The 14,992-nt window shown below is 72.7% G+C and carries 17 protein-coding genes; 15 read left to right on the top strand and 2 right to left on the bottom strand.

All coding sequences use genetic code 11. The annotated features are described in order from the left end of the window. Window positions 1–2 precede the first annotated feature (2 nt). Window positions 3–707, bottom strand: a complete 705-nt coding sequence (locus CP984_RS30635) for a succinate dehydrogenase cytochrome b subunit (RefSeq protein ID WP_003984409.1) — start codon at window positions 705–707, stop codon at window positions 3–5. Between the two features lie 95 nt (window positions 708–802). Here CP984_RS30635 and CP984_RS30640 point away from each other — a divergent pair, with 95 nt between their 5' ends. The 6 genes from CP984_RS30640 (at window position 803) to CP984_RS30665 (ending at window position 6,557) form a co-directional block, all read left to right on the top strand. Then, window positions 803–1,723 (top strand): LysR family transcriptional regulator, encoded by a 921-nt coding sequence (locus CP984_RS30640; protein WP_003984408.1) that lies wholly within the window; start codon window positions 803–805, stop codon window positions 1,721–1,723. Between the two features lie 252 nt (window positions 1,724–1,975). Beyond that, window positions 1,976–2,548: a phosphoribosyltransferase family protein gene (locus CP984_RS30645; RefSeq protein ID WP_003984407.1), complete on the top strand. Its 573-nt coding sequence runs from the start codon at window positions 1,976–1,978 to the stop codon at window positions 2,546–2,548. A gap of 109 nt (window positions 2,549–2,657) precedes the next feature. Beyond that, window positions 2,658–3,626 (top strand): cysteine synthase family protein, encoded by a 969-nt coding sequence (locus tag CP984_RS30650; RefSeq protein WP_003984406.1) that lies wholly within the window; start codon window positions 2,658–2,660, stop codon window positions 3,624–3,626. Next, the gene (locus CP984_RS30655; RefSeq protein ID WP_003984405.1) at window positions 3,623–4,375 is read left to right on the top strand and encodes a YggS family pyridoxal phosphate-dependent enzyme; all 753 of its coding nucleotides are present in this window, start codon (window positions 3,623–3,625) and stop codon (window positions 4,373–4,375) included. Before CP984_RS30650 ends, CP984_RS30655 begins: the two co-directional genes overlap by 4 nt. 9 nt (window positions 4,376–4,384) lie before the next feature. Then, window positions 4,385–5,320, top strand: coding sequence for an EamA family transporter (locus CP984_RS30660; RefSeq protein WP_003984404.1), 936 nt, complete (start codon window positions 4,385–4,387; stop codon window positions 5,318–5,320). Further along, the gene (locus CP984_RS30665) at window positions 5,301–6,557 is read left to right on the top strand and encodes an ATP-grasp domain-containing protein (protein WP_003984403.1); all 1,257 of its coding nucleotides are present in this window, start codon (window positions 5,301–5,303) and stop codon (window positions 6,555–6,557) included. Before CP984_RS30660 ends, CP984_RS30665 begins: the two co-directional genes overlap by 20 nt. A gap of 45 nt (window positions 6,558–6,602) precedes the next feature. Here the strand turns inward: CP984_RS30665 and CP984_RS30670 are convergent, their stop codons facing one another. Beyond that, the gene (locus CP984_RS30670) at window positions 6,603–7,235 is read right to left on the bottom strand and encodes a TIGR03085 family metal-binding protein (RefSeq protein ID WP_003984402.1); all 633 of its coding nucleotides are present in this window, start codon (window positions 7,233–7,235) and stop codon (window positions 6,603–6,605) included. Between the two features lie 321 nt (window positions 7,236–7,556). Between CP984_RS30670 and hisI the strand changes: the two genes are divergently transcribed. The 9 genes from hisI (at window position 7,557) to trpA (ending at window position 14,918) form a co-directional block, all read left to right on the top strand. Then, on the top strand, window positions 7,557–7,922 hold the full coding sequence (gene hisI, locus CP984_RS30675) for a phosphoribosyl-AMP cyclohydrolase (RefSeq protein WP_003984401.1): 366 nt from the start codon (window positions 7,557–7,559) through the stop codon (window positions 7,920–7,922). Between the two features lie 10 nt (window positions 7,923–7,932). Beyond that, window positions 7,933–9,456: an anthranilate synthase component I gene (locus CP984_RS30680; protein WP_003984400.1), complete on the top strand. Its 1,524-nt coding sequence runs from the start codon at window positions 7,933–7,935 to the stop codon at window positions 9,454–9,456. A gap of 127 nt (window positions 9,457–9,583) precedes the next feature. After that, a complete protein-coding gene (locus CP984_RS30685; RefSeq protein ID WP_003984399.1) occupies window positions 9,584–10,237 on the top strand; it encodes a TIGR02234 family membrane protein in 654 nt (217 codons plus the stop codon). 86 nt (window positions 10,238–10,323) lie between these two features. Then, window positions 10,324–10,569: an HGxxPAAW family protein gene (locus tag CP984_RS30690; protein WP_003984398.1), complete on the top strand. Its 246-nt coding sequence runs from the start codon at window positions 10,324–10,326 to the stop codon at window positions 10,567–10,569. Between the two features lie 197 nt (window positions 10,570–10,766). Further along, window positions 10,767–11,210: a DUF2752 domain-containing protein gene (locus CP984_RS30695; protein WP_100246670.1), complete on the top strand. Its 444-nt coding sequence runs from the start codon at window positions 10,767–10,769 to the stop codon at window positions 11,208–11,210. 253 nt (window positions 11,211–11,463) lie between these two features. Next, window positions 11,464–12,273: an indole-3-glycerol phosphate synthase TrpC gene (trpC, locus tag CP984_RS30700; protein WP_003984396.1), complete on the top strand. Its 810-nt coding sequence runs from the start codon at window positions 11,464–11,466 to the stop codon at window positions 12,271–12,273. An 8-nt stretch (window positions 12,274–12,281) separates the two neighbouring features. Beyond that, window positions 12,282–12,515 (top strand): tryptophan biosynthesis modulator TrpM, encoded by a 234-nt coding sequence (trpM, locus tag CP984_RS30705; protein WP_032923097.1) that lies wholly within the window; start codon window positions 12,282–12,284, stop codon window positions 12,513–12,515. Between the two features lie 280 nt (window positions 12,516–12,795). Next, window positions 12,796–14,100, top strand: coding sequence for a tryptophan synthase subunit beta (trpB, locus tag CP984_RS30710; RefSeq protein ID WP_003984043.1), 1,305 nt, complete (start codon window positions 12,796–12,798; stop codon window positions 14,098–14,100). After that, on the top strand, window positions 14,100–14,918 hold the full coding sequence (gene trpA / locus CP984_RS30715; RefSeq protein ID WP_003984042.1) for a tryptophan synthase subunit alpha: 819 nt from the start codon (window positions 14,100–14,102) through the stop codon (window positions 14,916–14,918). Before trpB ends, trpA begins: the two co-directional genes overlap by 1 nt. The last annotated feature ends 74 nt before the right edge of the window (window positions 14,919–14,992 follow it).

The following is a 14,992-nucleotide window of genomic DNA, read 5'->3' on the forward strand; positions in this document are numbered from 1 at the left end:
GGTCAGCTCACTGCTCCGGTCACGACGGCCACCGGTACCGCGACGAAGCCCGCCGTCAGCACCAGGGCGAGGAGGTTGGCGACGGTCTTGAGCACCCGGTCCCGGGCGGCGCTGCCCACGCCCAGCGTCTGCGCGGCGCTCCAGAATCCGTGCCGGATGTGCAGGCCGAGGGCGAGCATCGCCACGATGTAGAGCGTGGTGACGGGCCAGCGGTCGAAGGACGCGATCAGGTTCTCGTACGGGTGGCCGGCCTCGGCGCGCGGGTTCACCGTCAGCGTCGTGAGGTCCAGGATGTGCCAGACGATGAACAGCGCGAGGATGACGCCGCCCCAGCGCATGGTGCGGGTGGCGTAGCTGGTGCGCGCCTTCTTGTGGACGTACTTGCTCGGCCGCGCCTTGATGTCGCGGCGGCTGAGCTGGAAGGCGGCGACCCCGTGGGTGAGGACGGCGGCCAGCAGCACCACCCGCGCGATCCACAGGAACCACTCGTGGTGCAGGAAGGGTTCGCCGACGGTCCGCAGCCAGTGCCCGTAGCCGTTGAGCTCATCGGGACCGAAGAAGATCTTGAGGTTGCCCATCATGTGCGCGACCAGGTACAGCAGCATCACCACGCCGCTGACCGCCATCGCGGTTTTCTTGCCGACGGTCGAGTGCCACAGCAGGCCCGCGAAGGACGGCCGCCGATCCGTCCGGGTGTCCAGTGCCATGGGTCCCGACGGTAGGGACCGACCGGCCCATCAGTCCAAGACATGGAACGGCTCATCTCCATAGCCTTTGGCTATCGACGCCTATCATCGGCCGTATGCAGCTCCAGCAGCTCCGCTACTTCGCCGCGGTCGCCGACACCCGCCACTTCACCCGCGCCGCCGAACGCGAGCACGTCGCACAGCCCTCGCTGTCGCAGCAGATCAGGGCCCTGGAGCGGGAGCTGGGCGCCGAGCTGTTCCACCGGGCGCGCGGCCACATCACCCTCACCGACGCGGGCCGCACCCTGCTGCCGCTGGCCCGGCGCATCCTCGCCGACACCGAGACAGCGCGGCGCGAGGTGCAGGAGGTGGCGCAGCTGCGGCGCGGCCGGCTGCGGCTCGGCGCGCCGCCCAGCCTGTGCGCGAGCCTGGTCCCGGACGTGCTGAGCGTCTTCCACGCCGCCTACCCGGGCGTCGACCTGGTCGTCCACGAGGACGGTTCGCAGGATCTCGTACGGGTCCTGGCGGCCGGCGAGCTGGACCTCGCGCTCATCATCACCCCGCTGCCGGAGCAGGCCCCGGCGCTGGCCACCGCCGAACTGCTGCGGGAGGAACTGGTCGTGGTCTCGGCGCCGGACCACCCGGCCCCGGCGGGGCGCGGGCGCCGGATGCGCGTCGAAGACCTCCGGGACCATCCGCTGGCGATGTTCCGGCGCGGCTACGACCTGCGGGAGTTCACCGTGGCGGCCTGCCGCGCTGCCGGTTTCGAACCGGTCTTCACCGTGGAGGGCGGCGAGATGGACGCGGTACTGGGATTCGTACGCGCCGGGCTGGGCGTCGCGGTCGTACCGAGCATGGTCGCCGAACGCTCCGGACTGCGCGTCACCCGCTTCGCCACCCCGGACATGCACCGGGTGATCTCGGTGGCCCACCGGGGAGATGTCTCGCCGCCGCGGGCCGCCCGGGAGCTCACGCGCATTCTCATGGCGCATCTGGGGCTGGAGTTGTCTGGCGGGTTACGAAGCCTGGCGCGTTAGCGACCCTTTTTGATTCCCTTTAAGGGGCGATTTTCAGCCACGCGGAGAGGGAGGGGGCGCGTGGTCGTGCGGAGCGGCGCGCAGGTGGCAGGGGGCGTGAACCGGCGTGCGACACAGGGGTCCCAGGGCGAACAGACCGTTTTCGGGCAGAAGCAGGGGTGACCATTGCGCTTTCTACCTTTGCGGCGCTAAAACAGCTGCATTCGCCGAATCGGCGGCAGCGCAATGGGTTTACGGGGGGAAGATCCAGAAATGCCGATGTTGCTGGAAGACGTGTACGCGGGAGCGCCGACCGTAAAATCCGGACGGCACATCACCACCGTCAACGAATTCACCGACCAATCACCCGCACTCCGCCCCGAGGTGCTCGCGGAGGCGACCCGGCGGCTGATCGAGCTGGGGGACTTCGAGGCCGGGAAGATCCTGGTCGAGGAGGACAAGGGCGCCATCCTTGGCAGCGCGGTGTCGCTGGCCGTGGGACTGCCGCTCGCGGTGGCCCGCTGGTACACCTACGACCTGAGCGGCCATGGCATCTCGGTGCCCGTCGACAGCGAATACTTCACGGGCACGCTCTACATCAACGGCGTCGAACCGGGGGACCGGGTGACGATCGTCGACGACACGATCAGCACCGGCGGCACCCTCATCGCCCTGATCGAGGCCGTCCGTAAGGCCGGCGCACGGGTCGAGGAAGTGCTGGTGGCGGTGGAGAAGCCGGAGAACGGCGGCCGCGAGCGGATCGCCGAGTGCTTCGGCATCGCGGTCCGCTCGGTCATCCGTATCGCCGTCGACCCGGGCACCGGGCGCGTCAACGTCCTGGGCTGAGGCCGCGGGAAAACAGCGCCGCACGCCGGCGCACGCACCTTCTTGGTCCTTTCCGTCACTTTCCCGCACGCCGGAGCACAACCGTTCAGGCACGCCCGAGGAGTTTTGTGTGAGCACGACCGATCCCGGCGCCGAGACCGGCCGCACGGAATTGTACGAACTATGCCGCATTGCCGAGCCGGGAGCCGCCCGGATATTCGCCAAGTGTGAATTCCGCAATCCCACCGGAAGCCACAAGGACCGGGTCTTCTCCTATATGATCGACGAACTGGAGAAGGCCAAAACGATCAGTCCCGGAATGACCCTGGTCGAATGCTCGACCGGAAATGGCGGCGCCGCGCTGTCCCGGGTCGGCGCACAGCGCGGATATCGCGTCGTCATCGTCATGCCGGAGGGCATGACCGAAGAACGCAGGAAACAGATCGCGTCATGGGGCGGCACGGTCGTCGAGACCTCCGCGGACGGCTTCCTCCTGGAGGGCGAGGAGACCGCCCGGCGCTACACGGCCGAGAACCCCGGCAGCCACTTCCTCGACCAGTCCACCAACGCACTCAACTGGCGCGCCTGGCGCTCCTGCGGCCACGAGATCGTCACCGATCTGCGCGCGGCCGGGCGGACCCCCGGCCACTTCATCTGCTCCCTCGGCACCGGCGGCACCTTCACCGGCATCGCCGACGTCCTCAAGGGCGCCCACCCCGGCCTGCGCACATGGGCCGTCGAGGTGGACCGCTCGGCCGCCCTGTACGCCAAGCGCAACGGCCTGCCCTTCGAGCACCACACCCACAACCTGATGGGCCTGGGCCCGGGCAAGGTCCCGTCCAACCTGCGCGAGGAACTCGTCGACGAGGTCGAACTGATCACCGGCGACGACGGCTGGAGCACCATGAAACGCCTCATCTCCGAGGAGGGCCTGCCCGTCGGGCCCACCGCGGGCGGCAACATCTTCGCCGCCCAGCGGCTGGCCAGGACGCTTCCGCCGGAAGAGGTCGTGGTCACCGTGCTGTTCGACTCCGCCTGGAAGTACTTCAGCATCTGGGACGGCCGGTACAACCGGTACCGCACGGAGCCGGACGCATGACCGCCGAGCGCCGGGCCGTGGGGGACCCGGACGCCGCGGACCGCCGGGCCACCGGGGAGCCCGGCGGTACCGCGGAGCACGGCGGTATCGCGGAGCGCCTGGCCGCCGTCGCCCGCCGCCTCGGCCTGGCCTGCGAGCGGGCCGGGGTGGCGCCCCGGGACGTACGGTTCGTCGCCGTCAGCAAGTTCCACGGCACGCCCGCGCTCACCGCCGCCCTGGAGGCCGGCCACCGCCACTACGGCGAGAGCCGCGTACAGGAGGCCCAGCGCAAGTGGCCGCCCCTACAGGAGCGCTACCCCGGCACCCGCCTCCACCTCATCGGACCGCTCCAGACCAACAAGGCCGCGGCGGCCGTCGGCGCCTTCGACGTCCTGCACAGCCTGGACCGGCCCCGCCTGGCCGCGGCCCTGGCCGCCGCCATGGAGCGCACCGGCCGCCGCCCGGACTGCTTCGTGCAGGTCAACACCGGCGACGAACCGCACAAGAGCGGGGTGCCGGTCGCCGGGGTGGACGCGTTCGTCAAGGAGTGCGTGGGCACGTACGGGCTGCCCGTCGTCGGCCTGATGTGCATTCCGCCCTACGGCGGCGACCCGCGCCCGCACTTCCGGCTGTTGCGCGCACTGGCCGCCGAACACGGCCTGCGCGAGCTCAGTATGGGGATGAGCGCCGACTTCGAGACCGCGGTGGCGGAAGGCGCGACCACGGTCCGCGTCGGCGAGGCGGTCTTCGGGCCGCGCCCGCGTCCCTGAGGAGTCACCGTGGCCGCGCTGTTCGTCTTCAGTCTCTTCTCCGCGCTGGTGGACGTCTTCGCCTCGGAGCGCCTGCAGCAGGTGGACCCGGGGAGCGTGGCCGCGGTCGCCTTCACGCTCACCGGGGCGCTCTTCTGCCTGCTCGCCGTCGTACGGCTGCGTCCGGCCCGGCTGCGGGCCGTCATCCGGGCGCACGCCGCCGACCTGGTCGTCCTCAACATCACCACGGCCGTCACCTGGCTGACCCTGCTGTACGCCCTCAAGCTCATGGAACCGGCCGTCGCCAACGTCGTGTCCATCGCCATCGGCCCCGCCTGCACCGTCCTCCTCCAGGTCCTGTGGTGGAAGCGGGACCGCGTCCTGCCGGGCGAACTCCTCTCCGCGCTCGGCATCCTGCTCACCCTGGCCGGCCTGGTCTGGGCGTCGCTGGACGGCCACAGCGGCGTGGGGGACCGCGCCGCTCTGGCCATGACGCTGGGCCTGTGCGCCGCGGTCGCCTCCGGCGCCGGCGGGGCCGCCAACGTCGTCTTCTCCGCCCGGCTGGGCGCCGCCGGGGTGGACGTGCCCACCGTCATGGGCCTGCGGTTCGCCCTGGTGGCGGCCGTCGGCTGGACGCTGGCCGCGTTCTCCGGCACCGAGCAGCTGGGCCGGGCGCTGGTGCCGGGCGCGGTGGTGGCCGTCATCGGCGTCTCGATCCCCGCGTACCTGGTGCAGATCGGGGTGCGGAAGGTGACTCCGATGACCGCCTCCATGATCTGCTCGCTGGCCCCGGGCCTGACCCTGCTGATCCAGCCGGCCGACGACCGGCTGACATTCTCGGTGCCGTCGACCGCCGGCATCGCCGTGATCACCGTCTTCATCGCGTTCGGGCTGCTGGCCCGGCGGGGCGCGCCCCCGGCCGCGGCGGTCCAGGAAGGCAAGCTCCATGCAGTGTCTGATCGTTGACGCCTACTCCACCGGCCGCTTCCTGCCGGCCGTCCTCGCCGAACGCGGTGTCAAGTGCGTCCATGTGCAAAGCTCACCCGACATCCCCGACTACCTCCAGCGCACCTTCCCGCAGGGCGCTTTCACCGAGACCCTGCTGTACGACGGCGACCTGGAGGCCCTGCTGGAGGCGGTCCGCCCGTCCGCTCCCGCCTTCGTCCTGCCCGGCAACGAGACGGCCGTCGACCTCACCGACACCCTCGCCCGCCACCTCGGCCTGCCCGGGAACGCCCCGGACGAGCGGCGGGTGCGGCGCGACAAGTACGACATGGCCATGGCCGTACGGGCCCACGGGCTGCGCGCCCCCGACACCCTGCGCACCTCGCGCTTCGACACGGCCTACGCATGGGCGCGGGCGCACGGCAGGTGGCCGCTGGTGGTCAAACCCGCCGACAGCGCGGGCACCGACAACGTCTTCTTCTGCGCCGATCCGGTCGAACTGTGCACCGCCTTCAACCACATCCTCGGTTCGTCCAACATCCAGGGCGCCCGCAACAAGACCGTCGTCCTCCAGGAACGCCTGGCCGGAACCGAGTACTTCGCCAACACCGTCAGCGTCGCGGGACGCCACCACATCGCGGAGATCTGGCGCTACCACAAGCGGCGCGGCCGCGGCGGGGCGGCGATCTACGACTACGAGGAGCCGCTGGCCGCGGACGATCCCGCTGCCGCCGCCCTCAGGCCGTACCTCCTGGGCGTTCTGGACGCGCTCGGCGTGCGGTACGGGCCCGCGCACTCGGAGGTCATGCTGACCGGCGAGGGGCCCGTCCTGATCGAGACCGGCGCCCGGCTGGCCGGCAGCATCCTGCCGCACGTGGTCAGCCGCTGCTTCGGCACCAACCATGTGGAACTGGCCGCCCTGGCCGGCAGCGACCCGGCCGCCTTCGCCGCCCGCGCCGCGGTCCCGGCCGAGCCGCGCACCGGCCTGCGCTACGTCTCGCTGATCTCCCCGTTCGCGGGCCGGCTGCTCTCCCTGGACGGTTTCGAGCGGCTGCGCGAGCTGCCCTCGTACGCCGACCACTTCCTCGGCGTACGGGCGGGCGAATACCTCAGCCCCACCGTGGACTCGGCGACCTCGCCCGGCGTCTGCTACCTCCTGCACGAGGACGCGCGGCAGATCGAGGAGGACTACCGGCGGCTGCGCGCGCTGGAACTCCAGGAGCCGGGCGGTCTCTACGAGATCGCGCGGACACGGTAGGGGCCCCGGGGGGAGGGCCCGGGGTGCGACCGGCGCACCCCGGGCTCACAGCCCGAGCTGGGCCTCCAGCACCCTGGCCACCGCGTCCTTGTCCCCGTCCAGCTCGACATCGGCCGCCGACTGCCGCCCGTAGACGAACAGCACCAGCTCGCCCGGCCCGCCGGTGGCCGTGACGACCGGGGTGCCGCGGTGGGCCACCGCGGTCTGGCCGTTCGGGCGGCGCAGCACCAGCCCCACCGGCGACTTGCGGCCCAGCACCCGCGCCATCTTCTCCAGCCGCGACCACAGCGCGTCCGAGAAGACCGGGTCCAGCTCGCGCGGCGTCCAGTCCGGCTGCGCACGCCGTACGTCCTCGGCGTGCACATAGAACTCGACGGTGTTCGACGCCTCGTCGATCTGCTTGAGCGCGAACGGCGACATCCGGGGCGGACCGGTCCGGATCAGCCGCACCAGCTCGTCGTACGGCTTCGCGGCGAACTCCCGCTGCACCCGCTCCAGGCGGCCCGCCAGCGGCTTGATGAGCAGACCGCCGGCCGCGTCCGCGCGCCGCTCGCGCACCACCACATGGGCGGCGAGATCGCGGGTCTTCCAGCCCTCGCACAGCGTCGGCGCGTCGGGCCCGGCGCCCTCCAGCAGGTCCGCCAGCAACAGCCGTTCGCGGTTCGCATGGGTCGACATGGGGCCAGCCTACGGCCGGGGATCGACGGGTGCCACGGTGCCGCGCGGCCCTGCCGTGCCGGGTGCGTCCGGATCGCGTCACCGGACGGCGCGGCCCGCGGCCGTACGGCCTCAGCTGCTGAGCAGCAGGACAGCGGCGACCACCAGCCCGGCGACGAAGATCGCGAGCAGCACCACCGACGCGACCTTCGCCGTGCGATCGGCGTCCGGAGGCGGCGGCTGGCGGGTCATGGGTGCAGCATGCCGTACGCCGGCCCGCCGCGTGCGCCACCGGGGCGGCACCCGGCACACCGGGCACCCGCCGCACGGCACAATGGAGCCATGAGCAGCCGCGTCCTGGATTCCCAGCTCGACCCCGCCGTCGCCGCCCGCCTCAAGCGCGACGCCGACGGCCTGGTCCCCGCCATCGCCCAGCAGTACGACACCGGCGAGGTGCTGATGCTCGGCTGGATGGACGACGAGGCGCTGCACCGCACGCTCACCACCGGCCGCTGCACGTACTGGAGCCGCAGCCGCCAGGAGTACTGGGTCAAGGGCGACACCTCCGGACACGTCCAGCACGTGAAGTCCGTCGCCCTGGACTGCGACGCGGACACGATCCTGGTGAAGGTCGACCAGGTCGGCGCTGCCTGCCACACCGGAGCCCGCACCTGCTTCGATGAGGATGTGCTCACCGAAGGGCAGTAGGCTCCGCGCCATGACCTCGGGAACCACCGGCACCGCCACACCGGACCTGGAGAACTTCCGTACGCTCGCGAAGGACCGCCGGGTCATCCCCGTCACCCGGCGCCTGCTCGCCGACGGCGACACCCCGGTGGGCCTCTACCGCAAGCTGGCCGCCGAACGCCCGGGCACCTTCCTGCTCGAATCGGCCGAGAACGGCCGCACCTGGTCCCGGTACTCCTTCATCGGCGTCCGCAGCGCCGCCACCCTGACCGTGCGCGACGGGCAGGCCCACTGGCTGGGCACCCCGCCGGTCGGCGTGCCCACCGAAGGCGACCCGCTCGCCGCGCTGCGCGCCACCGTCGAGGCCCTGCACACCCCGCGGGACCTCATAGAGGGCCAGGGCCTGCCGCCCTTCACCGGCGGCATGGTGGGCTACCTCGGCTACGACATCGTGCGCCGGCTGGAGAAGATCGGCGACAGCACGGCGGACGACCTCGGGCTGCCCGAGCTGACCATGCTGCTCACCTCCGACCTGGCCGTACTGGACCACTGGAACGGCACGGTCCTGCTGATCGCCAACGCCATCAACCACAACGACCTGGAGACGGGCGTGGACGAGGCGTACGCGGACGCGGTGGCCCGCCTGGACGCCATGGCCTACGACCTGGCCCGCCCGGCCCCCGCGAGCGCCGCGGCCCTGCCGCCGTCCGAACTGCCCCCGTACACGGCGAAGTGGGGCGGCGCGTCGTACCAGGAGGCGGTCGAGGACATCAAGGAGCGCATCCGCGCGGGCGACGCCTTCCAGGTCGTACCGTCCCAGCGCTTCGAAACCGGGTGCACCGCCTCGGCGTTGGACGTCTACCGGGTGCTGCGCGCCACCAACCCCAGCCCCTACATGTACCTGCTGCGCTTCGAGGACGGCGTCGACGTGGTCGGCTCCAGCCCGGAAGCGCTGGTCAAGGTCGAGAACGGGCAGGCCACGCTGCACCCCATCGCCGGCACCCGGCCGCGCGGCGCGAGCGTCCCGGAGGACCAGGCCCTGGCCGACGAGCTGATGGCCGACCCCAAGGAGCGCGCCGAACACCTGATGCTCGTCGATCTCGGCCGCAACGACCTGGGCCGGGTCTGCGAACCCGGCAGCGTCGAGGTCGTCGACTTCATGTCCATCGAGCGCTACAGCCACGTCATGCACATCGTCTCCACGGTGACCGGCCGCCTGGCGCCCGGCCGCACCGCCTTCGACGTGCTCACCGCCTGCTTCCCCGCCGGCACCCTCTCCGGCGCCCCGAAGCCGCGCGCCATGCAGATCATCGAGGAGCTGGAGCCCAGCCGGCGCGGTCTGTACGGCGGCTGCGTCGGCTACCTGGACTTCGCCGGCGACTCCGACACCGCCATCGCGATCCGCACCGCGCTGCTGCGGGACGGCACCGCGTACGTCCAGGCGGGCGCGGGCGTCGTCGCGGACTCCGACCCGGTGGCGGAGGACACGGAGTGCCGCAACAAGGCGGCGGCGGTGCTGCGGGCGGTGCACACGGCCAACGGGCTGGGGGCCTGAGGCGGGACGCCGCGGGCTTCCCGGGCCGGGTCTGAGGCGGGCCTCCGCGGCTCTCCAGGGCGGACGGCCGCCGGGTGAGGGCACCGCGGGCGGCGGCCGGGCGCGGCGTCTCCGTACAGTGGTAGACGTGACTGCCGTAGACCACCCCCGTGCCGGCGCGACCGTATCCGCGTCGGCTCCGCCGGCCAAGCCCGCGCGCAGCGGAAAGAGCCTGGCGCTCGCGCTGATCGCCGGCGCGGCCGGCGCAGCCGTCGTCCTGCTGGCCTCCGGCCGCACCTGGGCCAGGGCCACCGCCGTCGTCGCCCAGGGCGAGCTGCCGCAGACCGCCTCGGGCCAGGACGTGACGGGCGTGCCCGGCGCGCTCGCCATCGTCGGCCTCGCCGCCCTGGTGGCCCTCTTCGCGGTGCGCGGGGCGGGCCGGATCGCGGTCGCCGCGCTGCTCACCCTCAGCGGCCTGGGCATCGTCGCCGGCGCGTACCTGGGCATCTCCGACACCGGGGCGCTGCGCGAGAAGGCCGCCACCGCGACCGGGCTGTCCGATGCCGGCGTGCACGGCGTCTCGCACACCTTCTGGCCCTGGGCCGCGGTCGTCGGCGGCCTCCTGCTGCTGATCGCCGGGGTGCTGGCGCTGCTGTACGGGCGCCAGTGGCCCGCGATGTCCGGGCGCTACGAGCGGGCCGGCGCCGCCCCCCGCGGCCCGCGCCGCCGGGCCGCCGCCGACCCGGACCGGCCGGAAGAGATGTGGAAGTCCCTGGACCGGGGCGAGGACCCGACCCGGTAGTGGCCGCCCCCCGGCCATCGGGGACAATGGAGACGAGGGATCACCGCGCCCCGACTCTGGCGCGAAAAAAGCTACGAGGAGCACTCATGTCGAGCAGTGGCCACGGACACACTCCCGCCGCCTGGACCGGCGTCATCATCTCGTTCATCGGCTTCTGCGTGGCCGGCGCCTTCACCGTGCTGGCCAACGTGCCCGGGTTCTGGGCGGGCATGGTCCTGATCGGCCTCGGCGCCGTGGTGGGCGGCGTAATGCGCGCGGCCGGCCTCGGCCAGGCGGGCAAGAAGGGCGCGACGGCGCGCTCCCAGGCCAAGGTCCGGCCCCAGGAGGGCTGACTCCCTCGCCGGGCCCGGCCCGGCGGCAGCGGATCCTGTGACGGCGCGGCTTTCCGGCCCGTACGAGCGAGGTGCCCGGCGGCACCACCCGTACGAGGGCCGGAGGGACGCGCCGTTTCCCGTACGGGCGGCCGTGCCGTCCCCCGGACGGCGGCCCGCAAGCTGCGCCGATCCCCGTACGGCAGCACCATCGGCACGTGAGTGAACCGGTGGGCCCGGTCAGCGGGCCAGTTTCCGTGCCCGGCCCCGTCCGGCGGCTGCGGGCGCCGCTCGGCACGCTGGCGGCCGTCGTCGCCGCCTTCGCCTACGTGGGCGCCGTCGATCCCAACGAACCCGGCCACTACCCGGTGTGCCCGCTGCTCGACCTGACCGGCCTCTACTGCCCGGCCTGCGGCGGCCTGCGCAGCGCGTACGCCGTCGCGCACGGCGATCCGGTCACGGCCGCGGGCGCGAACCTTCTCGCAGTCGTCGGTTACGTGGCCTTCGCGCTTTTCTGGGCGGCCTGGACCGTACGGGCCGCACGCGGCCGCCCCACGGCGGGACCGCGGCCCCGGGCGGTCCACTGGTGGGCGCTGGGCGGGCTGCTGCTCGCGTTCACGGTGGTCCGCAATCTTCCGTTCGGGGCGGGCCTGTCCCCGTAGCGGATCAGCCGTGCAGGGGGGTGGTGAGGCGCCTGCGCCGGGCGTGGCGAGGCCGGTCATGGAGGCTCGATAAAACACTCCTGACCTGCTGTTTCGCGGACGCGTCAGAGCCGTGGCCGTCCACCTGGTGGGACCGCCGTCAACCGGATGTGAGACCTTTGCCCCTTGCCGGATACCATCGGAGAGCCTGACAGGGCGACACCGGTCCGAGGCCGGCTGTCACCCTCCACCGCTCAAGAAGGAGGCCGCTCGCGTGAGTGTGCTCGACGAGATCATCGAGGGAGTCCGCGCCGACCTCGCCGAGCGGCAGGCGCGCGTCGGCCTCGACGAGCTCAAGGAGCGGGCCCTCAAGGCGCGCCCGGCCAAGGACGGCGCCGCGGCCCTCAAGGGCGACAGCGTCACGGTGATCTGCGAGGTCAAGCGCTCCAGCCCGTCCAAGGGCGCGCTCGCCGCCATCGCCGACCCGGCCGGCCTGGCCGCCGACTACGAAGCGGGCGGCGCGGCCGTCATCTCCGTACTGACCGAGCAGCGCAAGTTCGGCGGCTCGCTCGCCGACCTGGAGGCCGTCCGGGCCCGGGTCGACATCCCCGTCCTGCGCAAGGACTTCATCGTCACCGCCTACCAGCTGTGGGAGGCCCGTGCGTACGGCGCCGACCTGGCGCTGCTGATCGTCGCCGCGCTGGAGCAGGAGGCGCTGGTCTCGCTCATCGAGCGCGCCGAGTCGATCGGCCTGACGCCGCTGGTCGAGGTGCACGACGAGGAGGAGGCGCAGCGCGCCGTGGACGCCGGTGCGCGCGTCATCGGGGTCAACGCCCGCAACCTGAAGACCCTCGAAGTGGACCGTGGGAACTTCGCGCGCATCGCGCCGGAGATCCCCGACCACATCGTCAAGATCGCCGAGTCCGGTGTCCGCGGGCCGCACGACCTGATCGCCTACGCCAACGAGGGCGCCGACGCCGTCCTGGTGGGCGAGTCGCTGGTCACCGGCAAGGACCCGAAGACCGCCGTCGCCGACCTGGTCGCGGCCGGCTCGCACCCCGCCATCCGGCACGGACGGGGCTGACCTCTCCCATGACCACCGCCCGCCTCCACCGCCCCGGCCCGGGACCGCTCCCGGGCCCGGCCGGCGTGCTCGCCGCGGCCGGTGCCGCGCGCGACCCGCACGCGGCGCTGGGGCGCGGGTGCCGGCCGCGCGGCTGCCGCGCGCCGGCGCGCCGGGTGCGCGGGCGGCGGGTCAGGTATCACATCGGCGCGGAGCCGGGCCAGATCAACGGCCGGCGATGGCGTCGTCACGGCGCGCTGTAGCCGCTCGTTGCCGAGCGCGGGTGATTGATCCCCTTACGGGGGTTTCGTCCCCGGCGTCGGCTCGTTCTCGCCTTGTCGGCCTGTGAGCCGTTCCGTCCCGCCCCCTGCCCTCGCGGCCGGGTGCCCGTACGGACCGTCGCAGGCCGTGGCACGCGCAGCGCCCCGCGGCCCCGCCCACCCGCGCCGTATCCGTGCGAGGGGGCGCAGGGCGCACCGCACACCGTGATGCCCGTATGTCCACACTTCCGGGGCGCAGGCCCCGCATCGAGGAGTACGTCGGATGTCTTCTGACTTCTTCATCCCGGACCCGGACGGCCAGGTCCCGAACGCCGGAGGCTACTTCGGTGACTTCGGCGGCAAGTTCATCCCCGAGGCGCTGGTCGCCGCGGTGGACGAGGTGGCCGCCGAGTACGAGAAGGCCAAGGCGGACCCGGCCTTCGCCGCCGAACTCAACGACCTGATGGTCAACTACACCGGGCGGCCCAGCGCCCTGACCGAGGTGCCGCGGTTCGCCGAACACGCCGGCGGCGCCCGGATCTTCCTCAAGCGCGAGGACCTGAACCACACCGGCTCGCACAAGATCAACAACGTGCTGGGGCAGGCGCTGCTCACCAAGCGCATGGGCAAGACCCGCGTCATCGCCGAGACCGGCGCGGGCCAGCACGGCGTGGCCACCGCCACCGCCTGCGCCCTGTTCGGCCTCGAATGCACCATCTACATGGGCGAGATCGACACCGAGCGGCAGGCCCTGAACGTCGCCCGGATGCGGATGCTCGGCGCCGAGGTCATCGCCGTGAAATCCGGCAGCCGCACCCTCAAGGACGCCATCAACGAGGCGTTCCGGGACTGGGTCGCCAACGTCGACCGCACCCACTACCTCTTCGGCACCGTCGCCGGACCGCACCCCTTCCCGGCCCTGGTCCGCGACTTCCACCGGGTCATCGGCGTCGAGGCGCGCCGTCAGATCCTGGAGCGCGCCGGGCGCCTCCCGGACGCCGCGGTGGCCTGCGTCGGCGGCGGCTCGAACGCCATCGGCCTCTTCCACGCGTTCCTCCCGGACACCTCCGTACGGCTCGTCGGCTGCGAACCCGGCGGCCACGGCGTGGAGACCGGCGAGCACGCCGCCACCCTCACCGAGGGCACCCCCGGCATCCTGCACGGCTCCCGCTCCTACGTCCTCCAGGACGAGGACGGGCAGATCACCGAGCCGTACTCGATCTCCGCGGGGCTGGACTACCCGGGCATCGGGCCGGAGCACTCCTACCTCAAGGACACCGGCCGCGGCGAATACCGGGCCGTCACCGACGACGCGGCGATGCAGGCGCTGCGGCTGCTCTCGCAGACCGAGGGCATCATCCCGGCCATCGAGAGCGCCCACGCGCTGGCTGGCGCGCTGGAGCTCGGCCGTGAACTGGGCAAGGACGGGCTGATCCTGGTCAACCTGTCCGGGCGCGGCGACAAGGACATGGACACCGCGGCCCGCTACTTCGGGCTGTACGGGGCGCCCGCCGACGACACGGTGGAGGCCGACGACACCGACGCCACGGACACCGCGCTCGGCGCGCACGACGAGGGGACGAAGTGATGGCGGGCAACGTCCGACTGCTCAGCAGCACCCTGGCCGCGGCCGGGGAGGAGAACCGGGCCGCGCTGGTCGGGTACCTGCCGGCCGGCTTCCCGACCGTGGACGGCGGCGTACGGGCCGTCACCGCGATGATCGAGGGCGGCTGCGACATCGTCGAGATCGGGCTGCCGCACAGCGACCCGGTCCTGGACGGCCCGGTCATCCAGACCGCCGACGACATCGCGCTGCGCGGCGGCGTCAAGATCAAGGACGTCATCCGTACGGTCGGCGAGGTGCACGCGGCGACCGGCGCGCCGGTGCTGTGCATGACGTACTGGAACCCGGTGGACGCGTACGGCGTCGAGCGCTTCGCCGCCGACCTGGCCGCGGCGGGTGGTGCCGGCTGCATCCTGCCCGACCTGCCGGTCGAGGAGTCCGGGGTGTGGCGCGCGGCCGCCGAACAGCGCGGCCTGGCCACCGTGTTCGTGGTCGCGCCGAGCAGCCGGGACGAACGCCTGGCGAAGATCACCGAGGCGGGCAGCGGGTTCGTGTACGCGGCCTCGCTGATGGGCGTCACGGGCACCCGCGAGTCGGTCGGCCGCGAAGCGCAGGACCTGGTGCGGCGCACCCGCGCCACCACCGAACTGCCGGTCTGCGTCGGCCTCGGCGTCTCGAACGCCGAACAGGCCGCCGAGGTCGCGCAGTTCGCGGACGGCGTCATCGTCGGGTCGGCCTTCGTCAAGCGGCTGCTGGACGCCGGGGACGATCTGGAAGCCGGCCTCGCGGGCGTCCGCGAGCTGGCGGGCGAACTGGCGGCGGGCGTGCGCAAGCGCGGCTGACGCGCGTCCCTCGTTAGGACGAAGAACGCGGCGGAGGGGTGCGACGGCGCCCCTCCGCTTCGTTGTTCAGGGGC

The organism is Streptomyces rimosus, assembly GCF_008704655.1.
Classification (GTDB): domain Bacteria; phylum Actinomycetota; class Actinomycetes; order Streptomycetales; family Streptomycetaceae; genus Streptomyces; species Streptomyces rimosus.